Consider the following 24508-nt stretch of genomic DNA (forward strand, 5'->3'; position numbering starts at 1 on the left):
AAACCCTATGCGTTTGAAACCGTTAGTGACCGCGCTCTGTGCTGGCGCACTGCTTGCCGCAACGCCGTTTGCGCAGGCAAAAGATCTGAAGTCCATCGGCGTGACGGTGGGCGACCTGGCCAACCCGTTCTTCGTGCAGATCACCAAAGGTGCCGAGCTGGAAGCGCGCAAGCTGGCTGGCGATAACGTCAAGGTGACGCTGGTCTCCAGCGGTTACGATCTGGGCCAGCAGGTGGCGCAGATCGATAACTTCATCGCCGCGAAGGTGGACATGATCATCCTCAACGCTGCGGATTCCAAAGGGATCGGCCCGGCGGTGAAGCGCGCGAAGGACGCCGGGATCGTGGTCGTTGCGGTTGACGTGGCGGCGGAAGGCGCTGATGCCACCATCACCTCCGATAACACCCAGGCGGGCGAAATGGCCTGTAAGTACATTACCGATCGCCTGAAAGGCAAAGGCAACGTGGTGATCATCAACGGACCGCCGGTCTCTGCGGTGCAAAACCGCGTGGAAGGCTGTCAGACGGAATTCAAAAAACATCCGGATATCAAGGTGCTCTCGGATAACCAGAACGCCAAGGGCAGTCGTGAAGGCGGTCTGGAAGTCATGACCTCCCTGCTGGCGGCCAATCCGAAGATCGACGGCGTGTTTGCGATTAACGATCCGACCGCGATCGGCGCCGATCTGGCCGCGAAGCAGGCTCAGCGCAACGAGTTCTTTATCGTCGGCGTGGATGGCAGCCCGGACGGCGAGGAAGCGCTGAAGCGCGAAAACTCGCTGTTTGTCGCGACCCCAGCGCAGGATCCGCAGGTCATGGCGGCAAAAGCGGTGGAGATCGGCTATGACATTCTACAGGGCAAACCTGCGCCGAAAGCGCCCGTGCTGATCCCGGTGACGATGATCGATAAAAAGAACGTCGGCACGTATAAGGGCTGGACGGTTAAATGATCCTTTTCCCTCTCCCGCAGGGAGAGGGAACTGTTTTCAAGGAGTCCCCATGAAACGCTCCGACATCAATGAAATTCTCGGCCACACGCGACAGTTCTTTTCCATGCACGACGTGCATCTCCCGCCGTTTGCCAGCTTCCCGCCCACAAAATGGCAGCAGCTTGACCAGGCAGCATGGCAGGAAGTGTTCGACCTCAAGCTCGGCTGGGACGTGACGGCGTTCGGCGGCAACAGCTTTGCCGCTGAGGGCCTGACGCTGTTTACCCTGCGCAACGGCTCGCCCAACGGCGTGCCTTATGAAAAGTGCTATGCCGAAAAAATTATGCACGTGCGCGACGGCCAGGTGACGCCGATGCATTTTCACTGGCGCAAGCGGGAAGACATCATCAACCGGGGCGGCGGGAATCTGATTATTGAGTTATGGAATGCCGGGGCGCATGAAGAGACGGAGAACACCGACGTGACGGTCACCGTCGACGGCTGTCGTCAGACCCACGCGCCCGGCAGCCAGCTGCGCCTCATGCCAGGGGAAAGCATCTGTCTGACACCCACTCTGTACCACGGCTTCTGGGGCGAACGCGGCTTCGGCGACGTGCTGGTTGGGGAGGTGTCATCGGTAAACGACGACGAGCACGATAACCACTTTTTGCAGCCCGTTGCCCGCTATAACAACATCGAAGAAGACGAACCGGCGCTGCTGGTGCTGTGCAACGAGTACAACCTGTTTCGGATATAAGGAGTAAATGATGCCATTGATCTCTCTTGCCGACGGTCTGGAGCACGCCAGGGCGCATCGCTACGCGCTGGGCGCGTTTAACGTGCTCGACTCCCACTTCCTGCGCGCGCTGTTCGCCGCCGCAAAGCAGGAACGCTCGCCGTTTATCATCAACATCGCCGAAGTACACTTTAAGTACGTGTCTCTGGATTCGCTTGTCGAAGCGGTGAAGTTCGAGGCCGCCCGTCACGATATTCCCGTGGTGCTCAATCTCGACCACGGCCTGCATTTCGAGGCGGTGGTGCGCGCCCTGCGCTTAGGGTTCAGCTCGGTAATGTTCGACGGCTCTACGCTGAGCTATGAGGAGAACATTCGCCAGACGCGGGAGGTGGTGAAGATGTGCCACGCGGTCGGCGTGTCGGTGGAGGCGGAGCTGGGCGCGGTCGGTGGCGATGAAGGCGGCGCGCTGTACGGTCATGCGGATGAAGCGTTCTTTACCGACCCGCAGCTGGCGCGTGAGTTTGTCGATTCAACCGGCATTGACGCGCTGGCGGTTGCCATCGGCAACGCGCACGGCAAATACAAGGGCGAGCCAAAGCTCGATTTCCCACGCCTGGACGCCATTCGCCAGCAGACGGGGCTGCCGCTGGTTTTACACGGCGGCTCCGGGATTAGCGATGCTGACTTCCGCCGCGCTATCGAGCTCGGCATAAATAAAATCAACTTCTACACCGGCATGTCGCAGGCCGCACTCGCCGCCGTTGAGCAGCGCATGGCGAACCGCCAGCCGCTGTATGATGAATTTGCCGAACTGCTGTTGGGGATAGAAGAGGCGATTGCCGATACGGTCGCCGAACAGATGCGCATCTTCGGCAGCGCGGGGAAAGCCTGATGGAACGTAAAGGGATCATTGCCGCAGGCAACATGCTGGTGGATCACGTCCACCAGATCGTGCAGTGGCCGGAGCGCGGCTGGCTGGCGGAAATCACCCACAGCGAACGCTCAACCGGCGGCGCGCCGCTCAACGTGCTGCTGACGCTGGCAAAAATGCACGTTGGCCTGCCGCTGCAGGCGGTGGGGCTGATTGGCGAAGACGGCGACGGGGATTACATTCTGGCGATGCTCGACCAGTACCACGTCAACCGTCAGCGCGTCCAGCGCACCACCTTTGCACCGACCTCCATGTCGCAGGTAATGACCGATCCCAGCGGACAACGCACCTTTTTCCACTCGCCGGGCGCCAACCGTCTGCTGGATCTTCCCGCCTTCGATCGCTTAGACGGATCGATGAAGATCTTCCATCTCGGCTACCTGCTGCTGCTCGACAGCCTGGATATGCCCGATGACGAGTTTGGTACCCGCAGCGCGCGGCTGCTGGCGCAGATGTGCGACCAGGGGTATGAAACGTCGCTCGATCTGGTGTCCCGCAAGGGCGACCCGCGCTATCAGCCGCTGGTGCTCCCTGCCCTGCGCCACCTTGATTATCTGGTGATTAACGAGCTGGAAGCCGGGGAGTTTAGCGGACTGGAGATGCGCGACGCCGACGATGCGCTGAATATCGCCCATATCGCCGATGCCGCGACGCAGCTGCTGGCGGCAGGCGTGCGTCAGCGGGTGGTGATCCACTGTCCGGAAGGCGCATGGGGCGAAGCGCCGGGTGAGCAAGGCCGCTGGATCCCCTCATGGCTACTGGAGCAGAAAGAGATTGTCGGCAGCGTCGGTGCGGGCGATGCGTTTTGCGCGGGGTTTTTATACGGCTGCCACGAATCGCTCCCGCTCACGGAGAGCATTTATCTGGCACACGCCTGCGCGCGGGCCAGCCTGCTGGCGGCCAACGCGATTGACGGCGCGAAAACGCTGGCCGAGCTGCAGCTATTTATCAAAGAGAATACCTAGGCCGCTTTCTCGCTATGGGAAACATCGGTGGCAAACACATAGCCCAGCCCGCGGATAGTTTTGATGAGCGCAGGCTGATGCGGGTTGGCCTCAATCTTCCGGCGCAGGCGCATGATCAACACGTCAATCGTGCGGTCGAACACGTCGGCGCTTTCGCTGTGGGTCAGCTCAAGCAGCCGGTCACGACTCAGCACCCGACGGGCATTTTGCGTAAGCGCCAGCAGCAGGCCGTACTCGCCCTGGGTTAAGGGGACAGGGTTACGCTGCGGATCGCTCAGCTCACAGCGGGTGGTATCGAGCGTCCATCCGTTAAAAGCAATGCCCGCTACGGGCGCTGCAGGGACTTCCGCAGCCAGCACGCCTGTACGGCGCAATACCGCTTTAACGCGGGCGACCACCACGCGCGGGTTGAACGGTTTGCCAATATAATCATCGGCCCCCATCTCCAGCCCCACCACCACGTCTGACTCACTGCCCAGCCCGGTTAACATGATCACCGGTAGCGCCGGGCGCTGCTTTTGCAGCTGCAGCAAAACCTGTAAGCCGTTGATATCCGGCAGCATCATATCCAACAGCACTAGCGCAATATTCGGCTCCTGCTGTACCTGCCGCAGTGCATCCTGGCCGTTATGGCAGACAAGCACGCTAAAGACGTGCTCGCTCAGCACGTCCTGAAGCAGTTCGCAGACTGCCGTATCGTCATCAACCACCAGGATCGCCGGTTTCATCTTATGCTTCCGTCAGGGGATTATGTTAAGTCTGAACCATTCTGCCGTCGGCTCCAGTCAAATGGTTTTTTCAGTGAAGGAAATTCAACCCATGTCACATCCGCCGCCCTGTCGACACGTCAATTTTGACGATTGACTGCTTTTTGTCAGGGTTTTCACCGCGAAGGGACCGTAAAGTCAGGGTATACCCATACAAAAAACATGGCATAGAAGCTGCATAGTGGGTGCGAAGATTCGATTAACTGGAGCAGACTGATGAAAAAAGTCGTCACGGTTTGCCCTTATTGTGCCTCAGGTTGCAAGATCCACCTGGTGGTCGATAACGGCAAAATCGTCCGGGCGGAGGCCGCACAGGGGAAAACCAACCAGGGCACGCTGTGCCTGAAAGGTTACTACGGCTGGGATTTTATTAACGATACCCAAATCCTTACCCCGCGCCTGAAAACCCCTATGATCCGCCGCGAGCGCGGCGGCAAGCTGGAAGCCGTCTCCTGGAACGAGGCGCTGGATTACGTCGCCACGCGCCTAAGCGCCATCAAGGCCAAGTATGGCCCGGATGCCATCCAAACTACCGGCTCTTCCCGCGGGACGGGAAATGAAACCAACTATGTGATGCAAAAATTCGCGCGCGCCGTTATTGGTACCAATAACGTCGACTGCTGCGCTCGCGTCTGACACGGCCCATCGGTTGCAGGTCTGCACCAGTCGGTCGGTAACGGCGCAATGAGTAATGCCATCAACGAGATAGATAATACCGATCTCGTCTTCATCTTTGGTTATAACCCGGCGGATTCTCACCCTATCGTCGCGAACCACGTTATTCGCGCTAAACAGAATGGGGCGAAAATCATCGTCTGCGATCCGCGCAAAATTGAAACCGCGCGCATTGCGGATATGCACATCGCGTTGAAAAACGGCTCGAACATCGCGCTGTTGAACGCAATGGGGCACGTCATTATTGAGGAGAACCTGTACGACCAGGCGTTTGTCGCGACCCGTACGGAAGGCTTTGAAGAGTATAGGAAAATTGTCGAAGGCTATACGCCAGAGTCGGTGGAAACGATCACCGGCGTCAGCGCGCAGGAGATCCGCCAGGCGGCACGGATGTATGCCGGGGCGAAAACCGCCGCCATCCTGTGGGGCATGGGCGTGACCCAGTTCTATCAGGGCGTGGAAACCGTGCGTTCTCTGACGAGTCTCGCGATGCTGACCGGCAATCTGGGTAAAGCGCACGTCGGCGTCAACCCGGTACGTGGTCAGAATAACGTTCAGGGCGCATGCGATATGGGCGCGCTGCCGGACACCTACCCGGGCTACCAGTACGTGAAGTTCCCGGAAAACCGCGAGAAATTCGCGAAGGCCTGGGGCGTGGAAAGCCTGCCAGAACACACCGGATATCGCATCAGCGAGCTGCCGCACCGCGCGGCGCACGGCGAAGTGCGTGCGGCCTACATCATGGGTGAAGATCCGCTCCAGACCGACGCAGAGCTCTCTGCGGTGCGCAAAGGGTTTGAGGATCTGGAGCTGGTGATTGTCCAGGATATTTTCATGACCAAAACCGCGGCGGCGGCGGATGTGATTTTACCGTCGACCTCGTGGGGCGAGCATGAAGGCGTCTACACGGCGGCGGACCGCGGCTTCCAGCGCTTCTTTAAGGCGGTCGATCCGAAGTGGGACCTGAAAACGGACTGGCAGATCATCAGTGAAATCGCCACCCGCATGGGCTACCCGATGCACTACAACAACACCCAGGAGATCTGGGACGAGTTGCGCAGTCTGTGTCCTGACTTCAACGGCGCCACCTATGAAAAAATGGGTGAGCTTGGGTATATCCAGTGGCCGTGTCGCGATGAGTCCGAAGCCGATCAGGGGACGTCATACCTCTTTAAAGAGAAGTTCGACACCCCGAACGGGCTGGCACAGTTCTTCACCTGCGACTGGGTCGCGCCGATCGATAAACTCACCGACGAGTATCCGATGGTGCTCTCCACCGTGCGTGAAGTGGGCCACTACTCCTGCCGTTCGATGACGGGCAACTGCGCCGCGCTGGCGGCGCTGGCGGACGAACCGGGCTACGCGCAAATCAACACCGCCGACGCAGAGCGCCTCGGCATTGAGGACGAAGCGCTGGTGTGGGTGAATTCGCGCAAAGGCCGGATCATTACCCGTGCGCAGGTCAGCGATCGTCCGAACAAAGGTGCGGTCTATATGACCTACCAGTGGTGGATTGGCGCCTGTAACGAGCTGGTCACGGAGAACTTAAGCCCGATAACCAAAACGCCGGAGTATAAATACTGCGCCGTACGCGTGGAGCCGATTGCGGACCAGCACGCTGCGGAACAGTATGTCATCGACGAATATAACAAGCTGAAAGCCCGGCTGCGCGAAAGCGCAATGGGGTGAAGCCGTTAATTCATCGATGAATAAAGGGAGTGAAATATTCACTCCCTTTTTATTTCCGATTAACTCATCAACGATATTAATTATTGTTCTGGAAAGCGGCTCGCAGAAATAATGTAATTTTCGCGAAAAATAATTACATCTTTGCATTTTAATTCAGAGGGATAAGATGTGCGGCGGGTGCTTAAGACTTTCTGTCTTGAGCATTGTTGAGGGACAGAAAGTAGAAAGCCCCGGGAAATTTTCATTTACCCGAGGCTACTCCCTCAACTCCGAACAAGTTGAGAGTAGCCTCTTATTCTTTTTTTGACAAGGAGTAAAAGGCATGACGCCATTAAAAACTGCGTTAGGCATCGTCTTTATTATTTGCCTGACGATAGTGATCTTTACCTTTATTACTCGAGGTAAGTTATGCGAGTTTTCAATAAAGGGTGAACATCAGGAGGTGGCGGCAAAATTAGCCTGCAACCCAGGCTAACCTCTACGGGCGGAACCACGGTTCCGCCCGGCTTGCAGGATGCTGAGGTCTTAATGCACCCATTTTTTTCTTTCGCCACCGCGATTATACTGCGCGGCGTGTACCCAGATGATAAGAGTCCATGAAAGCCATTTTTCTGTTGTTAGTGTTTTTAACGTCCTTCGCCCGCGCGGATGAGATAGGCAGCCAGTATCTGAAACAGGCAGAAGCCGGCGATGCCCGCGCCCAGTATTATCTTGCCGATACGTACTTCAGCTCTGGTGACATTAAGCAGGCCGCTCTGTGGGCCGAGAAAGCCGCTAAAGGCGGCGATGTCGATGCCATGGGGCTGCTCTCGCAAATCCTCTTTACCCAGGGAAATTATGCGCAAGCTAAGGCACTGGCACAGCAGGCAACCATCGCGGGCAGCAAACGCGGCGCGATCATGCTGGCGCGCGTGCTGGTCAACACTCAGGCTGGTACAACCGACTATCCCCAGGCCATCAAACTGCTGCAAACGGCGACTGAAGATATCGACAACGACTCAGCGGTAGATGCGCAAATGCTGCTGGGGCTGATTTATGCCAACGGCGTTGAAGTGGCCCAGGACGACGTGCAGGCCGCCTCGTGGTTCAAGCGGAGCTCGGCACTTTCACGCACGGGCTACGCCGAGTACTGGGCGGGGATGTTGTTCAGGCAGGGTGAGAAAGGCTTTATCACGCCCAATAAACAGAAAGCGCTGTACTGGTTGAACCTGAGCTGTACGGAAGGGTTTGATACGGGGTGCGAAGAGTTTGATGCGTTGAGCGGGGAATAAAATCCCCTCACCCTAACCCTCTCCCCAAAGGGGAGAGGGAGAAAACGTTACATTACTGGTCAGCAGTCTTATCAAAACGACCCAGCACCTCGCGTTCATACGCCAGCGCCTTTTTACGGTCGAATTTGTGTTCCCACTTGGCGATAACTAGCACCGCCAGGGCATTCCCCACCACGTTCAGCGCGGTACGCGCCATGTCGAGGATACGGTCCACACCGGCGATAAACGCCAGACCTTCCAGCGGAATACCGACGCTGCCAAGCGTCGCCAGCAGTACCACGAAGGAGACGCCCGGAACGCCTGCAATACCTTTGGACGTCACCATCAGCGTCAGCACCAGCACGATCTCCTGCCACAGCGACAGGTCAATACCGTACAGCTGCGCAATAAAGATAGCGGCGATGCTCTGGTACAGCGTCGAACCGTCCAGGTTAAAGGAATAGCCGGTCGGTACCACGAAGCTGGTAATAGAAGCTGGCGCGCCGTAGGCTTCCATCTTCTCAATAATACGCGGCAACACGCTCTCAGAACTTGCCGTGGAGTACGCCAGAATCAGCTCATCTTTCAGGATGCGAATCAGGATCCAGATGCTCAGCCCGCACAGACGCGCCACGATCCCCAGCACCACCAGCGCGAAGAATAGAATGGCGAAGTGCACCAGGAGCACCAGCTTCGCCAGCGGCCACAGGGAGGCAAAACCGAAGTTCGCCACGGTGACGGCGATAAGCGCAAACACCCCTACCGGCGCGTAACGCATCACCATGTGCGTCACTTTAAACATGGTTTCAGAGATAGAGCGGAACACGGTCACCAGCGGCTCACGGTGCGTCGCCGGCAGGGAGGAGAGCCCCAGACCGAACAGCACCGAGAAGAAGATGATAGGCAGCATCTCGCCCTTCGCCATTGACGCCACAATGTTGGTCGGCACCAGCGACAGGATAGTGCCCATCAGGCCGTGCGCATGGCTTTGCACGTCAGCGGTCGTGCTTTGGTATTTCGAAATATCCACCGTCGCCAGCTGCGACATATCAATCCCGGAACCCGGCTGGAACACGTTCGCCAGCGTGATACCGAGGATAATCGCAACCGTAGTGATCACTTCGAAATAGATAATGGTTTTCGCGCCAATACGGCCTAACTGCTTCGCATCGCCGACGCCCGCAATACCGACCACCAGCGTCGAGATCACAATCGGTACGACAATCATCTTGATCAGATGAATAAAGATATCCCCTGCCGGTGAAAGCAGGTTCGCAATCAGCCATTCGCGGCTGTCGCTATGATAGTGGAGGTAACTGCCCAGCAAGATGCCCAGCACAAGGGCGATTAAGATCTGCCAGGCAAGGCTGACTTTAACGTTTTTCATAGAAACTGACTTCCTCAATGAAGCGCCTTATTCACTCAAACTGCATGAATATGGAGACATACTGAAAGGGTATGAATTGTGTTGCGTTGGTTTATGGGATTTTTTAACGCGGCGTATGAGTATCATTTGCGCGACCTGTTGCGCAAGCCTTAAAGAACGACGCGTTTCACTCACAAAAGCGACGATGACGGGAGTTTATTCTAATTCTGATAAATAACCTTTTGTTATAAAAACGCTTTTTTAAACATAAATGTGAATAATTGTCAGCATAAATTATTTCCCTTCAAAGATTCATTCGCTCAATTTTCATACTCTTCAAACAATGCGTGATCTGCAGCCCAAATAATAAACAAAGCTTGTAAAGCCCCTACAATTAACGTTTTTGCGACATATTATTAACATCTTACAAGGAGAAAAAAAGCCATGAGCCAAATACACAAACATGACATTCCCGCAAACATTGCGGACCGTTGCCTGATCACCCCGGAGCAGTACCACGAGAAATATCAGCAATCTATCACCGCCCCGGACACCTTCTGGGGTGAGCAGGGCCATATCCTTGACTGGATCAAACCTTATCAGAAGGTGAAGAACACCTCCTTTGCACCCGGCAATGTCTCCATTAAATGGTATGAAGATGGCACCCTGAACCTGGCGGCGAACTGCCTCGATCGTCATCTCGCCGAGCGCGGGAATGAGACGGCCATTATCTGGGAAGGCGATGACGCCTCGCAAAGCAAACATATTACGTACAAAGAGCTGCACCGCGACGTGTGCCGCTTCGCCAACGTCCTGCTGGAAAAGGGCATCAAAAAAGGCGACGTGGTCGCTATCTATATGCCGATGGTGCCGGAAGCGGCGGTGGCCATGCTGGCCTGCGCGCGTATCGGCGCAATTCACTCGGTGATTTTTGGCGGGTTCTCGCCAGAGGCGGTTGCGGGCCGTATTGTCGATTCCAGTTCAAAACTGGTGATCACCGCCGATGAAGGCGTGCGCGCCGGGCGCGGTATCCCACTCAAGAAAAACGTCGACGAAGCGCTGAAAAACCCGAACGTCAAAACGGTCAGTAACGTCATCGTCCTTAAGCGTACCGGCGGCAAAATCGACTGGACCGAGGGGCGCGACCTGTGGTGGAGCGACCTGATTGAGAACGCGAGCGACCAGCATCAGCCTGAAGAGATGAACGCAGAAGATCCGCTATTCATTCTTTACACCTCCGGTTCCACCGGTAAGCCGAAAGGCGTCCTGCACACCACCGGCGGCTATCTGGTCTATGCGGCCACCACCTTCAAATACGTCTTCGACTACCATCCGGGCGACATCTACTGGTGTACCGCCGATGTGGGCTGGGTTACCGGACATAGCTATCTGCTGTACGGCCCGCTGGCCTGTGGCGCAACAACGCTGATGTTTGAGGGCGTACCGAACTGGCCGACTCCGGCGCGGATGTGCCAGGTGGTCGACAAACACCAGGTCAACATTCTCTACACCGCACCAACGGCGATCCGCGCCTTAATGGCGGAAGGCGATAAAGCCATCGAAGGCACCGACCGCTCTTCATTGCGCATCCTCGGTTCCGTGGGTGAGCCAATCAACCCGGAAGCCTGGGAGTGGTACTGGAAGAAAATCGGCAACGAGAAATGCCCGGTAATGGACACCTGGTGGCAGACCGAAACCGGCGGCTTCATGATCACCCCAATGCCGGGCGCCACGCAGCTGAAGGCCGGTTCCGCAACCCGTCCGTTTTTCGGCGTGCAGCCTGCGCTGGTGGATAACGAAGGCAACCCGCTGGAAGGTGCCACCGAAGGCAACCTGGTGATCACGGACTCCTGGCCGGGTCAGGCGCGTACCCTGTTTGGCGATCACGATCGCTTCGAGCAGACCTACTTCTCGACCTTTAAAAACATGTACTTCAGCGGCGACGGCGCGCGTCGTGACGAAGATGGCTATTACTGGATAACCGGGCGCGTGGACGATGTGCTGAACGTCTCCGGCCACCGTCTGGGCACCGCTGAGATTGAATCGGCGCTGGTGTCGCATCCGAAGATTGCCGAAGCGGCGGTTGTGGGCATTCCGCATAACATCAAAGGCCAGGCGATTTACGCCTATGTCACTCTGAACCACGGTGAAGAACCGTCGCCAGAGCTCTACGCTGAGGTGCGCAACTGGGTGCGTAAAGAGATTGGCCCGCTGGCGACGCCGGACGTGCTGCACTGGACCGACTCGCTGCCGAAAACCCGTTCCGGCAAAATTATGCGTCGTATCTTGCGCAAAATCGCGGCTGGAGACACCAGCAACCTCGGTGATACCTCAACGCTCGCGGACCCTGGCGTGGTGGAAAAACTGCTCGAGGAGAAGCAGGCCATCGCGATGCCATCGTAACCCCCTTACCCTAACCCTCTCCCTCAAGGGAGAGGGAACAATAAAACCTCCCCTACAAATACTTCTGGAGACTCTGTGATGAATAACGATATTTGTCAGCAGATAGAGAATAGTGCGCACTACAGGGAGCTCGTCGATAAGCGGCAACGGTTTGCCTTCATCCTTTCCATCATCATGCTGGTTATCTACGTCGGCTTTATTCTGCTGATCGCCTTTGCCCCGCACTGGCTGGGCACCCCGCTGCACGAGGGGACCAGCGTGACGCGCGGTATTCCGATTGGCATTGGCGTGATTGTGATTTCATTCCTTCTGACCGGCGTCTACGTCTGGCGCGCGAACGGTGAATTCGATCGACTTAATAAAGCGGTACTGCAAGAGGTAAATGCATCATGAAGAGAGTTCTGACGGCGCTCGCCGCCACGCTTCCCTTTGCCGCCCACGCGGCGGATGCCATTACCGGCGAGGTCCAGCGCCAGCCAACCAACTGGCAGGCCATTGTGATGTTCCTGATTTTCGTCCTGCTGACGCTGTACATAACTTACTGGGCGTCGAAACGCGTGCGCTCCCGTAACGATTACTACACCGCAGGCGGCAACATTACCGGCTTCCAGAACGGGCTGGCGATTGCGGGTGACTTTATGTCCGCCGCCTCGTTCCTCGGGATCTCCGCGCTGGTGTATACCTCCGGCTATGACGGCCTGATCTACTCCCTCGGCTTCCTCGTCGGCTGGCCGATCATCCTGTTCCTGATTGCCGAGCGCCTGCGTAACCTGGGCCGCTATACCTTCGCTGATGTGGCCTCCTATCGCCTGAAGCAGGGGCCGATTCGCACCCTCTCCGCCTGCGGTTCGCTGGTGGTGGTGGCGCTGTACCTGATTGCGCAGATGGTGGGCGCGGGTAAATTGATCGAACTGCTGTTCGGCCTGAACTACCACATCGCGGTGGTGCTGGTGGGCGTGCTGATGGTGATGTACGTCCTGTTCGGCGGCATGCTCGCCACTACATGGGTGCAGATCATCAAAGCCGTTCTGCTGCTGTTCGGCGCCAGCTTTATGGCCTTTATGGTGATGAAGCACGTCGGGTTCAGCTTCAATAACCTGTTTACCGAAGCCATGGCGGTCCACCCGAAAGGGGAAGCGATCATGAGCCCGGGCGGGCTGGTGAAAGACCCGATATCCGCGCTCTCGCTCGGTCTCGGCCTGATGTTCGGTACCGCAGGTTTACCGCACATTTTGATGCGCTTCTTCACCGTGAGCGATGCGCGTGAAGCGCGCAAGAGCGTCTTTTACGCCACCGGTTTCATGGGTTATTTCTACATCCTGACCTTTATCATCGGCTTTGGCGCGATCATGCTGGTGGGGGCGAACCCGGCGTTTAAAGACGCGGCGGGCGCGCTGATTGGCGGTAACAACATGGCGGCGGTGCACCTGGCTGACGCGGTGGGCGGTAACCTGTTCCTCGGCTTTATCTCCGCCGTGGCCTTCGCCACCATTCTTGCGGTGGTTGCAGGGCTGACGCTGGCCGGCGCGTCTGCGGTGTCGCATGACCTCTACGCCAACGTCTTCCGCAAAGGCGCGAGCGAGCGCGACGAGCTGAAGGTCTCGAAAATCACCGTGCTGGTGCTGGGCGTCGTGGCGATTCTGTTAGGCATTCTGTTTGAGAAGCAGAACATCGCCTTTATGGTGGGGCTGGCCTTTTCGATTGCGGCAAGCTGCAACTTCCCGATCATCCTGCTCTCCATGTACTGGTCGAAGCTGACCACGCGCGGCGCGATGATTGGCGGCTGGCTGGGGCTGCTGACGGCGGTGATCCTGATGATTCTGGGCCCGACCATCTGGGTGCAGATCCTCGGTCACGCAAGCGCTATCTTCCCGTATGAATACCCGGCGCTGTTCTCGATCGCCGTGGCGTTTATCGGCATCTGGTTCTTCTCGGCCACCGACAATTCGCCGGAGGGTAACCTGGAGCGTGAGAAATTCCGCGCCCAGTTTATCCGCTCGCAAACCGGCCTGGGCGTCGAGCAGGGCCGCGCGCATTAAGCCTTTCTCCCCGGTCATTCTGGCCGGGGAGCTTAAAACATCACCCACGCCACCAGCGGCGCAATCAGCACCATCACTACGCCTGAGAGCATCATCACCAGGCTTGCGACAACGCCCTCCTGCTGTCCCAGCTCATACGAACGTGCCGTGCCCGCCCCGTGCGACGCCGCGCCAAACCCCGCGCCTTTCGCCATCCCTTCACGGATCGACAAGCGCAGGAACAACATATCGCCGACGGCCATCCCAAAGACGCCCGTCACCACCACAAACAGCGCCACCAGGTCCGGCTGCCCGCCGAGCGGTTTAGCGGCCGCCAGCGCAAACGGCGTGGTCACCGAACGCACCGCCAGGCTGCGCTGAATTCCATCGGGCAGCGTAAACAGCCGCGCCAGCCAGACGGAGCTGCATACCGCGACCACCGTGGCGGTGATGACGCCTGCGCTGAGCGACATCCAGTGGCGTTTTATAATGGCGAGGTTGTCGTAAACGGGGACGGCAAAAGCGATGGTCGCCGGGCCGAGCAGCCACAGCAGCCAGTGGGATTCGCCAATATAGTTCTGCCAGGAGATGTGGCCGAAGACCAGCATCAGCACCAGTAGGATCGGCGTGAAGACCAGCGGCATCAGCGGCAGGGCGTGAAAGCGGCGATAGAGCCGCTTGTTGGCAAAGTAAATCGCCAGCGTCGCAATCAGGCACAGGACGCTTACCTGAAAGTTAGTCATGTTTGTGCCTGCTGATTTCAAAGCGATACACTTTATCCACCACCCAGGCGGTCGTCCCCAGCACCATCAGCGTACTCAGCGCGATGACCGCAAAGATTCGCCAGCCGTCCACCATCAGCAGCTGCGCATAGTTCACCACCGCCACCACGGCAGGAACAAAGAACAGCAGCATTTCCGCAAGCAGCCAGCGCGCCCCGGCGCGCAACCAGTTAAGGGGGATCACGCGGCACAGAATAAGCGTCAGCATCAGCAGCATCCCGACAAGATTGGCGGGCAGCGGCAGATGCAGCCAGCCGACAAGATATTCCGCGAAAACAAACAGTCCCGCGTAGAGCAGTACCTGCACCGGGACCTGGAGTCGTTGCACAACGGCAGGCGTAACACGGCTTAACGCCACGGCCATGGGGGTTTTCCTCAAAAATGAGATGAGGCGCCAGTATAGAGAGCGCACGGTATGGACTGAAATGAATTAAAATCATCAAAGGTATAGTTTCGAGGAATAATCATGGACATAAGAACGCTGCGCTATTTTGTCGAAGTGGTTCGTCAGCAAAGTTTTACCCGCGCAGCGGAGAAGTTGTTTGTTACCCAGCCCACCATCAGCAAGATGCTGAAAAACCTCGAAGATGAACTTAACTGTACCCTGCTGATCCGCGACGGGCGCAAGCTGCTGCTGACCGACACCGGACGCGTGGTGTTCGAACGCGGGCTGGCGATTCTGGCGGAGTTTCGCCAGCTGGAAGCGGAGCTGGGCGATATCAATCATCTGAAGAAAGGTGTCCTTCGCCTCGGCATTCCGCCAATGGTGGGGATGATGATGGCCGGGCCGATTAGCCTGTTTCGCCAGCGTTATCCCGGCGTTGAGCTGAAGATTTCGGAGTTTGGTGGGTTAACCGTCCAGCAGGCCGTCACCAACGGCGAGCTCGACGTGGCAATGACCGCCCTTCCCGTTGAGGAAGAGAGCGGTCTGGCGACGCTTCCGCTCTTTAGCCACCCGCTGTGCGTGCTGGTTCCCCGCTCCGGCGACTGGCTGAAGTTAGACTCGGTGAGACCTGAACTGCTCGGCGAGCACCCTCTGCTGATCTACAACGAAGACTTCGCTCTCAGCCGCCAGCTGATGACGCTGTTTAACCAGCATAACGTCAAGCCGCGCATAGCGGTGCGCAGCGGACAGTGGGATTTCCTGGCGGCGATGGTGCAGGCCGGCGTGGGGATTGCCATTCTGCCGCAGCCTATCTGCGAGCGTCTGGATAAAAACACGCTGCGCTGGATCCCGCTGGAGAGCGACCTGCACTGGCAGCTGGGGATGATCTGGCGTGAAGGGGTCTATTTGTCGCAGAGCGCGCAGGCGTGGCTGCAGTGTTGTGAGGGGTTTTGGGTGCCCTCACCCTAACCCTCTCCCACAGGGAGAGGGAAGCGATTGAGCACGTAAAAACAGCGCTACTGATTCTCTATCAACAGCGCTTCCAGCAGATCCAGATCGTGCAGCAGCTTTTGCAGCGTTTCGTTGCTGATCTGGCGCGTGGCGCGCAGATGGTACAGCTCGGCACGCTCTGAGCGCAATGCTGCCAGACGGAAGCGGCGTTCCAGGTTCTCCTCCTGCAGCGAGCTTTCCACATCGTTACGCCCGTCCGCGCGGCGGCGCAGGTTACCAATCACGCGGGAACTGACCTCCGTCAGCAGCTGATTGTCGATGTTCTCTTCCGCATCGGCGGCCAGACGCTCTTCCATCTTCTGAATCGCGACAATTGCCACTTCGGCGGTGGCCGCCCGGGCAATACGCTCCTCTTTATGCTGCTGGGTCGAATCACCGGCATCAATATGCTGGAGCAAAATCGGCAGCATAATCACGCCGACAAACAGGGAGAACAGAATCACGCCCGCCGCCAGGAAGACCAGCTCGTAGCGCGCCGGGAAGACGTCGCCCGTGGGCAGCAGCAGCGGAATGGAGAGTACACCGGCAAGGGTGATCGCCCCGCGTACGCCCGCAAAAGAGGCGATCAGCAGCTCACGCGTTGTCCACGAGCCGAACTCCATCGGCTTTTTCTTCAGGAAACGCACGCTGAAGTTTTTCATCGTCCACAGCCAGCCGAAACGCACCAGCATCAGCGCCAGGTAGATCAGCACGATGTCGGTAAACAGCATCCAGACCTCAACGTTCGGATCGGCTTCGGCCGCCACCAGCGAGGATTCCATAATGCCTGGCAGCTGCAGGCCCAACAGCAGGAACACCATGCCGTTAAAGACAAACTCCAGCATGGCCCAGGTGCTGTTGGCACGCAGGCGCATCGCCAGCGGCGCGCGGCGCATTACGCCGGAGCGGGTGATGGTCATCCCTGCCGCCACCGCCGCCAGAATGCCCGACACGCCGATGTGTTCGGCTATCAGATAAGAGGCAAACGGCAGCAGGAACAGCAGTACGATCTGCGTTGCGGGCTCATCGCCGCCCCAGCGGCTGAGGAAGCGCAATGAGCGGCCGTACAGCCAGCTCACCACGAAGCCTGCGAGAATACCGCCAATCGCCACCTTGAAGAATTCCAGGGTTGCGCCGCCGATGGTAAAGACCATCGTGCCCATCGCAACGGCCACGGCAAACTTGAGGGCGACCAGGCCGGAGGCGTCGTTCATCAGCGCCTCACCCTGTAAAATCCCCATGATTTTCTTCGGAATACGGCCTTCACCCACAATGCCGGACAGCGCCACGGCATCGGTTGGCGACAGCACGGCGGCCAGCGCAAAAGCCGGTATTAATGGAATACCCGGTACCGCCCAGTAGATCAGAAAACCAATCCCGACGACGGTGACCACCACCAGCGCCAGCGCCAGGCCGAAGATCTCGCGCCCGTGCTCAAGGAACTCGCGCGTGGGCGTTTTCCAGCCATCGGCAAACAGCAGCGGCGGGATAAACAGCACGAGGAACAGTTCGGGGTCAAATTCCACGTGCAGGCCAAACGTCGGCCACGCCAGCAGCGCGCCGATGGCAATTTGCATTAATGGCAGGGGGACCTGAAAGGGCAGTACGCGTGTAACCACCCCGGATAACGAGACCACAAGGGTCATGATGAGTATTGTGAAGAAGATTTCCATGCGTTCCCTGTTTGCTGTGTTGCTTATGTACTCCGGAAGGCGTCGTGCCTTTTATTCTATCTTCCCCAGAGTAACGCAAAAGGCAACAGGATGAGTCCTGAAAATAAAAACGGGCGGCCTGAGCCACCCGTTTTCGCATCAATGGACAACTTAGATTGCCCAGCCGCCCGCGTAGAACGCTACCAGCGCAACGGCGATAATCACGGTGCCGACGTTCAGCTTGCGCCATTCACCGGAAACCAGACGACCAATCACCAGCGACGCGAAGCCGATCATAATGCCGGTCACGATGTTACAGGTCAGGACGATAAAGACCGCGGTAATCAGGCCAGACATCGCGTCCACGAAATCCGCAAAGTCGATTTTCGCTACATTGCTCAGCATCAGCAGGCCAACGTACATCAGCGCTGGCGCGGTCGCATACGCCGGAACCAGATAGGAGAGCGGAGAGAGGAACAGGATCAGCATGAACAGCACGCCGACGGTGATCGCCGTCAGGCCGGTTTTACCGCCTGCCGCCGTACCCGCTGCGGACTCGATGTACACCGCCGCAGGCGCCGCGCCCACCAGACCAGAGAAGACGCTGCTCAGGGAGTCGGTGGTCAGCGCTTTGCCGCCGTCAATAATCTGACCGTCTTTATCCAGCAGGTTCGCCTGACCGGCCACCGCACGAATGGTACCGGTCGCATCAAACACGGCGGTCATGACCAGCGCCAGCACGCTTGGCAGGATCACCGGGTTCAGCGCGCCAACGATATCCAGGCTGCCAATCAGGGAGTTGCCTTTGTCATCGCTCAGCGACGGCATGGCGAAGATACCAGAGAAGTGGACGGTTGGATCGAAAATCAGGCCGACAATAGAAACGCCGATAATGGTCAGCAGAATGCCGCCAGGCACCTTCAGTTTTTCCAGACCGATAATCACCGCCAGGCCGATCAGCGACATAATCACCGGGAAGCTGGCGAAGTGGCCCAGCGCAACCGGCAGGCCGTCCAGCGGGTTCTTGATGACCAGACCGACGCCGTTGGCGGCGATCAGCAGCAGGAACAGGCCGATACCGATGCCGGTACCGTGCGCCACGCCCTGCGGCAGGTTGCGCAAGATCCAGCTACGGATGCCGGTCGCTGAAATAACGGTAAACAGCACACCCATCAGGAACACGGCACCCAACGCAACCGGTACGCTGATGTGCTGACCCAGCACCAGGCTGAACGCGGTAAACGCGGTCAGGGAGATGGCGCAACCAATCGCCAGCGGCAGGTTCGCCCACAGGCCCATCACGATGGAGCCCACGCCGGCCACAAGGCAGGTCGCCACAAAGACAGCCGCTGGCGGGAAGCCTGCTTTGCCCAGCATGCCCGGCACAACGATGACGGAATAAACCATCGCCAGAAACGTTGTCAACCCGGCAACAATTTCCTGGCGCACGGTGCTGCCGCGGGCCGAAATTTTAAACATGGCGTCAAGTGAACCGCCAGTACGCGCAGATGGCGTAGACATAGAAAACATCCCCTGAGAGTTTTTTAGGAAGTCCGTAAGCGAGGTGGAGACGCCACTGCCAGCTGAACGTCAAATCCTTGTGTTGCGTTTGTGACGAAAAGGCGTCACAAAAAAAGCAAACGTTTAGCTCCGCGCTTACAAACGGGTGGTCAAATTAAGGCAAACGATTATCTAGCGTAATCCCCGCCCTTTTCAACTGAACTTTCTCGTTTTTCGCTAAAATTCACTTATGACGCTGAAGAAATAAACAGAGGATGCGCAAACGTTATCGTTTATGCGCAATCTGTTTACATTTCAGTCCTCGCCGGGGATAGATAACGGCCCCCCTTGTTCCAGGGTTCTTTGCCAGCCAGGGCTGTTCTCAACTTTTGTCTTCCATGCCTGAATATGCGGCAGATTAGCGATACCGCCGCGCGCCAGCAGGGCAAAGATCGGGAAGCTCATCTGAATATCGGCCATGCTGAGCGAATCCCCGGCAAACCAGCTGTTTTCGGCAAGGTGTGACTCAATAAAGCGCGCATGGGTCTCCAGCTGACGGTTGAGATACGCTTTCTGCACCCCCTGCCCCAGCGCCTTGCCCAGGGTTCTGATACCAAACGGCACCGGCGGCTTGCCGAGGCTGTTGAAGACCAGCTTCATTAACAGCAGCGGCATCAGCGATCCTTCGGCGTAATGCAGCCAGAAGCGATACTGCACCTTATGCGCCGGATCTAAAGGCTTAAGGCGCGACTCGGGATCGTACGTTTCCTGCAGGTATTCCAGGATGGCGCCCGACTCCGCAAGGATCAGCCCGTTATCTTCAATGACCGGTGATTTGCCCAACGGATGCACCTTTTTGAGAGCCTCCGGCGCCAGCATGTTCTTTTCGCGCTGGTAGTGGACAATCTCATAAGGCAGGCCGAGTTCTTCCAGCGCCCAGATCGCGCGGTGCGAGCGCGACTGGTTAAGGTGGTGTACCGTGAGCATGGCTTTCTCCTGTTATTCATACTTTTTAACTATAGAAAATTGAACAACACCGCGAAAAAAATTCGTCTAAAAAACGGTCGGTGAGGCTGGCGAAAAAACGGGTCTTGCATAGAATTAAAGTGTCAGCACAATCCGGAACCTCCCCAACCAGCTCGACACTGAGGGGTGCTGACGTCGGGGGAAACCCTCCCGTGAACCAGCGGGATAGAGTGAAAGACAAAGACCGGGAAAAATTAAAGCGCCCTTATGTGGCGCTTTAGTTCTTTATTAATCTTCTTCCAGCAACCGCGCCCCCGTCCCCTGCTCGCCCAGCCTGTCGCCGGGGTTACGCAACGGACAATCGCTACGCGACAGGCAGCCGCAGCCGATACAACCATCCAGTTCGTCACGCAGGACGACCAGCGTATGTATACGCCGCTCCAGCTCTTCACGCCACTGGGACGAAAGCTCTTTCCACTCTTTCGGGCTAAGCGTATGCCCTTCCGGCAGCACGCCAAACGCCTCGCCGATCGTGGCCAGGGGAATTCCGATTCGTTGCGCAATTTTAATAATCGCCACGTAGCGGAGCACGTCGCGGGTATAGCGACGCTGGTTGCCCCCGTTACGGATGCTCTTGATTAACCCTTTACTTTCATAGAAGTGGAGCGCCGATACCGCAACGCCGCTTCGCTTCGCCACTTCACCGGGAGTTAAAAGCGCTTTAATTCGCGGCAATCTCTTTTCCATAAAACCTCTTTACCTCAAGTTAACTTGAGGAATTATACTCCCCCGCAGAGAAAACGACGAATTAACCGAGATAGTTGTATCTACAGAGGGGCAACCTTATGTCGCATCAGCAGATTATTCAGACGCTTATTGAATGGATTGATGAACACATCGACCAACCGTTGAACATTGATGTGGTCGCTAAAAAGTCGGGCTATTCGAAATGGTATTTACAGAGAATGTTCCGCACGGTCATGCATCAGACGCTGGGTGAGTACATTCGCCAGCGCAGACTGCTGCTGGCGGCGCAGGCGCTACGCTCAACGCAGCGGCCCATTTTTGATATCGCGATGGATCTGGGCTATGTGTCGCAACAAACCTTTTCCCGCGTGTTTCGCCGCGAGTTTGACCGCACGCCGAGCGACTATCGCCACCAGTTGAATTAATCACCCTCAGTGCAAAGGCTGCTGCTGCCAGGTCATAAATTCCTGGGGCGGCATCGCTTTCGCGAAGTGCCATCCCTGACAAAACTGCACGCCGCGCTTCAACAGCCAGCTCACCTGCTCTGTCGTTTCTACCCCTTCCGCAATGGTTTTCAGCCGCAGGCTTTGCGCCATCTCGATAATGTGCTCGGCGATCAGGTGGCTGGTGCTGTTGGTCGTTAAGGTATCGATAAACGATTTATCGATTTTCAGAATATCCACGTTCAGCGAGTAGAGGTTGTGCAGGTTCGAGTAGCCGGTACCGAAATCATCGATCGCGACTTCGTAACCCGCCTGACGGAAAGCCTGAATCACCGGCGTGGTTTTTGGCACATCGATAAAACCGCGCTCCGTCACTTCTATTTTGATTTGCTGCGCACGGACGGCGTAGTGGCGGGCCTTGTCGGAAATCATGGCGATCAGTCGCGAGGAGTGGAAATCCGTGGCCGACAGGTTAATCGAAATATAGAGATGCGGATGCTCGGCCAGGAAATGGCCCAGATCGTTGAACACCTCCTCAACGACATAGTCCGTAATCCGCTCGCTCATACCTTCATTTTCCGCCAGCGGAATAAATTCAGCCGGGCTCATCACCTGCCCGTTAAAACCAGGCCAGCGTAACAATGCCTCCGCGCCTACACACCGGTTGTTCTTGATATCGATAATCGGCTGATAGTGGACGCAAAGCTGTCGTTTGTTCAGCGCCCGGTGCAGTAAGCGCCCCGGCGAATTGAGCTCACGATGGGTACGGGACCATACCAGCAAAATAATAATGCTGCAGATCATGCCCAGCGGTAGCGTCAACGTCGCCTGGTGATAAAGCGTTTCATAAAAGCGTTTATTCGATGTCGACACAATGGCCGCAATTGGTCTTTTGGGGGATGTTACGATCGTATAAAAGCGGTTATCTTTTTGAAATACCGATTCCTTATCCCGAATCATCGAATTTAATAAAGAAACATTGGCTTTCTGACTAACCGAAAAGAAAGCATTGGTTACCGTGTCGTACACACCCCAGGAGAGAGAATGATCCGCGGACATGACTTCGCTGTATGAAAGCGGATTGACGACCACCACATAATTTCCGCGCTGCATATATGTCATTTTATAGCCAGTATAAAATGGGGTATCGCGATAATAATAGATAGCGACGTCTGGTTTACGCGTGTAATTAGCGACAGGAATGGCGTAGGGGTGATCCGGTGTAAAAACGGTCGAACAAAGAAAATTCTGACCTTCAGCGTAAATTAAATCGGCGACAAACAGGCGGCCACGAACAACGTTCAGCATATATTGACGGTGTCCCGGCGTGCAAAGCTCGCCCTGATATTTTTCAGCCTCGTCCCGGGCCAGCTCAACCTGTTGAATAACCAGCTCTGTTTTGTCTAAAGCCAGTTCAGCAAATGTGCGTAGCTGGGCGCTTGTTTCAGACACGGCTCGTAGCTGGGCAAACCATAGCGCAAGCATCACCGGCAGCATAACTACCATGATGATCCCTAACACCCTGAGCATTTTGCGCCGCGCGCTACGATTCATTTCCCGCCCTATATCCCTGCATGTTGTACGCCTGTAGTAATGAAGGCCGGATGCTTTGTTAAACAGGTGATTACGTTGCATGAATCATGCGAAGTTAGCAACTGACTTTTAGTATTAAAAATCTTAAATTTCGTTATGACGATAATATTTTCCCGTAAGTTAAACTGTAAGTATTCGTTCCGTTTCAATTAAGGGAAATAATTATCCAGCCCGCCGGGGCAGGCGGGAAGATAACACAACAGACGATCGTTGATTAAGCCAAATGTCTGACAGCATGAAAAAAGTACAACTTCACCATGACGTTTTATGCTATTTGCTCTGGGATATTGTGTTCGTTGATTTATAAATAATCAGTCTTCGCCACACTATTTTCAGGATTGGCAGAGAATAACGGCCCCACTTATAAAAACCGAATTTGAGTTACTCCCACTTGCCCGAAGGGCGTTTCCGGCACGCCGTGGGTCTGCCTCCTCATGCGCCGAGTCCGGGTCTGCCTGCTCAACCGCCTTTCCTGAGGAATAAAATCCTCTTTTTTGATCGCACAGATACTGGCGAATAAATCAACAAATGTGATATAGTTCACACATATTTTGCAACGAGAAACACTGTTTCATTCAGTTCGTCTGTTTTATAGAGGATGGGTTTTATGGCAACCATTACCACCAGCATGGTTCTCCTGCGCTGGCCTTTGTTGAGTGCGGTACTGATGTTTTTAGCCAGCACGCTGAACATTCAGTTTCGTAAATCTGACTATGCGGGTCTTGCTGTCATCAGCACCCTGCTGGGGCTGGGCGCAGCCTGCTGGTTTGCAACGGGCCTGCTTGGCATCACCCTGCTGGATATCGCCGCCGTCTGGGAAAATATTAAAGTGGTGATGGTTGAGGCGATGAGCCACACGCCGCCAGACTGGCCGATGGTGATTACCTGATACCTTTCGGAATAAAAAAACCCAGACGCTAGTCTGGGTTTTTTGTTTTCAGCGCGCGGAAATCAGAACGGAATGTCGTCGTCGAAATCCATTGGCGGTTCGTTAGACTGCGCCGGAGCAGACTGCTGCTGCGGACGAGACTGCGCGCCGCCGCTGAACTGGTTGCCGCCCTGCGGCTGCTGAGGCTGACCCCAACCGCCCTGCTGCTGGCTCTGACCGCCACCTGCCGGTGCGCCACCGCCCTGACGGCCACCCAGCATCTGCATGGTGCCGCCCACGTTGACCACGACTTCCGTGGTGTACTTCTCAGCGCCGGACTGATCGGTCCATTTGCGAGTACGCAGCTGGCCTTCGATATAGACCTGAGAACCTTTACGCAGATACTCACCGGCCACTTCTGCCAGTTTGCCAAACAGCACTACACGGTGCCATTCGGTCTGCTCTTTCATCTCACCGGTCGCTTTATCACGCCAGGATTCGGAAGTAGCCAGCGTAATGTTGGCAACTGCGCCACCACTCGGCATGTAGCGTACTTCCGGGTCCTGGCCCAGATTACCGACGAGAATCACCTTGTTTACGCCTCTGCTGGCCATGTTCGTGTCTCCTGAATACGTTTCTTAATAGTGTAAACGCGCGAGTGTACCATTTCCACGCCGCAATTTGCATAGTTGCGTAGTCGGTTCAGAAATCTCTCGCGAACTCGACATTGTTACACAACCAATCAGAAAATGCATTCCAATACTGTATATTCAAACAGGTCAAATTGTGTCATAATTAGCCGTTTCTGACAGCCGTTTGTCCTTCAAACAAACCAGGCAATCCGTGTTCCAACC

At 56.4% G+C, this 24508-nt stretch carries 23 protein-coding genes; 13 read left to right on the forward strand and 10 right to left on the reverse strand.

From position 1 onward, the window contains the following. Positions 1 to 7: 7 nt before the first annotated feature. From NUX24_RS15925 to NUX24_RS15940, 4 genes are read left to right on the forward strand one after another with little or no spacing between them, the layout of a single operon-like run. Complete coding sequence (locus NUX24_RS15925; RefSeq protein WP_021242935.1) at positions 8 to 949, forward strand: ABC transporter substrate-binding protein; 942 nt, start codon at positions 8 to 10, stop codon at positions 947 to 949. Positions 950 to 998: 49 nt separating this feature from the next. Continuing rightward, positions 999 to 1685 (forward strand): D-lyxose/D-mannose family sugar isomerase, encoded by a 687-nt coding sequence (locus tag NUX24_RS15930; RefSeq protein WP_257832750.1) that lies wholly within the window; start codon positions 999 to 1001, stop codon positions 1683 to 1685. Between the two features lie 10 nt (positions 1686 to 1695). Then, entirely contained in the window at positions 1696 to 2556 is an 861-nt protein-coding gene (locus NUX24_RS15935; protein ID WP_257832858.1) for a ketose 1,6-bisphosphate aldolase, read from the forward strand. Beyond that, the gene (locus tag NUX24_RS15940) at positions 2556 to 3560 is read left to right on the forward strand and encodes a carbohydrate kinase family protein (protein ID WP_257832752.1); all 1005 of its coding nucleotides are present in this window, start codon (positions 2556 to 2558) and stop codon (positions 3558 to 3560) included. Before NUX24_RS15935 ends, NUX24_RS15940 begins: the two co-directional genes overlap by 1 nt. On the opposite strand, the gene NUX24_RS15945 is transcribed toward NUX24_RS15940, so the two are convergent. Continuing rightward, a complete protein-coding gene (locus tag NUX24_RS15945; protein WP_029740750.1) occupies positions 3557 to 4288 on the reverse strand; it encodes a response regulator in 732 nt (243 codons plus the stop codon). The genes NUX24_RS15940 and NUX24_RS15945 overlap by 4 nt on opposite strands. 255 nt (positions 4289 to 4543) lie before the next feature. On the opposite strand from NUX24_RS15945, the gene fdhF reads away from it, so the two are divergent. The 3 genes from fdhF to NUX24_RS15960 all read left to right on the forward strand — a co-directional run bounded on the left by fdhF (position 4544) and on the right by NUX24_RS15960 (position 7962). Then, positions 4544 to 6691 carry a formate dehydrogenase subunit alpha gene (gene fdhF, locus NUX24_RS15950; protein WP_257832755.1) on the forward strand — a complete coding sequence of 716 codons (2148 nt, stop codon included), beginning with the start codon at positions 4544 to 4546 and terminating at the stop codon, positions 6689 to 6691. Between the two features lie 322 nt (positions 6692 to 7013). Then, the gene (locus NUX24_RS15955; protein ID WP_047653088.1) at positions 7014 to 7166 is read left to right on the forward strand and encodes a Hok/Gef family protein; all 153 of its coding nucleotides are present in this window, start codon (positions 7014 to 7016) and stop codon (positions 7164 to 7166) included. 121 nt (positions 7167 to 7287) lie between these two features. Continuing rightward, positions 7288 to 7962: a tetratricopeptide repeat protein gene (locus NUX24_RS15960; RefSeq protein WP_047653089.1), complete on the forward strand. Its 675-nt coding sequence runs from the start codon at positions 7288 to 7290 to the stop codon at positions 7960 to 7962. A 52-nt stretch (positions 7963 to 8014) separates the two neighbouring features. On the opposite strand, the gene gltP is transcribed toward NUX24_RS15960, so the two are convergent. Next, complete coding sequence (gene gltP / locus NUX24_RS15965) at positions 8015 to 9328, reverse strand: glutamate/aspartate:proton symporter GltP (RefSeq protein WP_023310067.1); 1314 nt, start codon at positions 9326 to 9328, stop codon at positions 8015 to 8017. 423 nt (positions 9329 to 9751) lie between these two features. Here gltP and acs point away from each other — a divergent pair, with 423 nt between their 5' ends. From acs to actP, 3 genes are all read left to right on the forward strand, one after another. Continuing rightward, the gene (acs, locus tag NUX24_RS15970; protein ID WP_048976116.1) at positions 9752 to 11710 is read left to right on the forward strand and encodes an acetate--CoA ligase; all 1959 of its coding nucleotides are present in this window, start codon (positions 9752 to 9754) and stop codon (positions 11708 to 11710) included. A gap of 78 nt (positions 11711 to 11788) precedes the next feature. Next, complete coding sequence (locus tag NUX24_RS15975) at positions 11789 to 12103, forward strand: DUF485 domain-containing protein (protein ID WP_257832759.1); 315 nt, start codon at positions 11789 to 11791, stop codon at positions 12101 to 12103. Then, positions 12100 to 13749: a cation/acetate symporter ActP gene (gene actP / locus NUX24_RS15980; RefSeq protein WP_032662568.1), complete on the forward strand. Its 1650-nt coding sequence runs from the start codon at positions 12100 to 12102 to the stop codon at positions 13747 to 13749. The genes NUX24_RS15975 and actP overlap by 4 nt, the downstream gene beginning before the upstream one ends. A 32-nt stretch (positions 13750 to 13781) precedes the next feature. Here actP and NUX24_RS15985 read toward each other — a convergent pair whose 3' ends face one another. Both NUX24_RS15985 and NUX24_RS15990 read right to left on the reverse strand, forming a co-directional pair. Next, a complete protein-coding gene (locus tag NUX24_RS15985; protein WP_257832763.1) occupies positions 13782 to 14471 on the reverse strand; it encodes an LrgB family protein in 690 nt (229 codons plus the stop codon). Next, the gene (locus tag NUX24_RS15990; protein ID WP_257832765.1) at positions 14464 to 14874 is read right to left on the reverse strand and encodes a CidA/LrgA family protein; all 411 of its coding nucleotides are present in this window, start codon (positions 14872 to 14874) and stop codon (positions 14464 to 14466) included. The genes NUX24_RS15985 and NUX24_RS15990 overlap by 8 nt, the downstream gene beginning before the upstream one ends. Positions 14875 to 14976: 102 nt before the next feature. Between NUX24_RS15990 and NUX24_RS15995 the strand changes: the two genes are divergently transcribed. Next, complete coding sequence (locus NUX24_RS15995; protein ID WP_023310061.1) at positions 14977 to 15864, forward strand: LysR family transcriptional regulator; 888 nt, start codon at positions 14977 to 14979, stop codon at positions 15862 to 15864. A 47-nt stretch (positions 15865 to 15911) separates the two neighbouring features. Here the strand turns inward: NUX24_RS15995 and NUX24_RS16000 are convergent, their stop codons facing one another. The 4 genes from NUX24_RS16000 to soxR all read right to left on the reverse strand — a co-directional run bounded on the left by NUX24_RS16000 (position 15912) and on the right by soxR (position 20750). Then, positions 15912 to 17558 carry a Na+/H+ antiporter gene (locus NUX24_RS16000; RefSeq protein WP_126331182.1) on the reverse strand — a complete coding sequence of 549 codons (1647 nt, stop codon included), beginning with the start codon at positions 17556 to 17558 and terminating at the stop codon, positions 15912 to 15914. Between the two features lie 150 nt (positions 17559 to 17708). Beyond that, on the reverse strand, positions 17709 to 19058 hold the full coding sequence (gene ghxP, locus NUX24_RS16005) for a guanine/hypoxanthine transporter GhxP (protein WP_023310059.1): 1350 nt from the start codon (positions 19056 to 19058) through the stop codon (positions 17709 to 17711). Between the two features lie 294 nt (positions 19059 to 19352). Then, positions 19353 to 20024 (reverse strand): glutathione S-transferase family protein, encoded by a 672-nt coding sequence (locus tag NUX24_RS16010; RefSeq protein WP_109846225.1) that lies wholly within the window; start codon positions 20022 to 20024, stop codon positions 19353 to 19355. A gap of 267 nt (positions 20025 to 20291) precedes the next feature. Then, a complete protein-coding gene (gene soxR / locus NUX24_RS16015; protein ID WP_257832769.1) occupies positions 20292 to 20750 on the reverse strand; it encodes a redox-sensitive transcriptional activator SoxR in 459 nt (152 codons plus the stop codon). Between the two features lie 98 nt (positions 20751 to 20848). Between soxR and soxS the strand changes: the two genes are divergently transcribed. Next, positions 20849 to 21175: a superoxide response transcriptional regulator SoxS gene (gene soxS / locus NUX24_RS16020; protein WP_013095071.1), complete on the forward strand. Its 327-nt coding sequence runs from the start codon at positions 20849 to 20851 to the stop codon at positions 21173 to 21175. 6 nt (positions 21176 to 21181) lie between these two features. Here soxS and NUX24_RS16025 read toward each other — a convergent pair whose 3' ends face one another. Continuing rightward, positions 21182 to 22747 carry an EAL domain-containing protein gene (locus NUX24_RS16025; RefSeq protein ID WP_257832772.1) on the reverse strand — a complete coding sequence of 522 codons (1566 nt, stop codon included), beginning with the start codon at positions 22745 to 22747 and terminating at the stop codon, positions 21182 to 21184. Positions 22748 to 23393: 646 nt separating this feature from the next. Between NUX24_RS16025 and NUX24_RS16030 the strand changes: the two genes are divergently transcribed. Beyond that, positions 23394 to 23675, forward strand: coding sequence for a YjcB family protein (locus NUX24_RS16030; protein WP_008503385.1), 282 nt, complete (start codon positions 23394 to 23396; stop codon positions 23673 to 23675). Positions 23676 to 23737: 62 nt separating this feature from the next. On the opposite strand, the gene ssb1 is transcribed toward NUX24_RS16030, so the two are convergent. Then, positions 23738 to 24268: a single-stranded DNA-binding protein SSB1 gene (gene ssb1, locus NUX24_RS16035; protein WP_047653100.1), complete on the reverse strand. Its 531-nt coding sequence runs from the start codon at positions 24266 to 24268 to the stop codon at positions 23738 to 23740. Between the last annotated feature and the right edge of the window lie 240 nt (positions 24269 to 24508).

Origin of the sequence: Enterobacter sp. HG048, from assembly GCF_024702055.1 — a bacterium.
GTDB classification, from domain to species: Bacteria; Pseudomonadota; Gammaproteobacteria; order Enterobacterales; family Enterobacteriaceae; genus Enterobacter; species Enterobacter dykesii.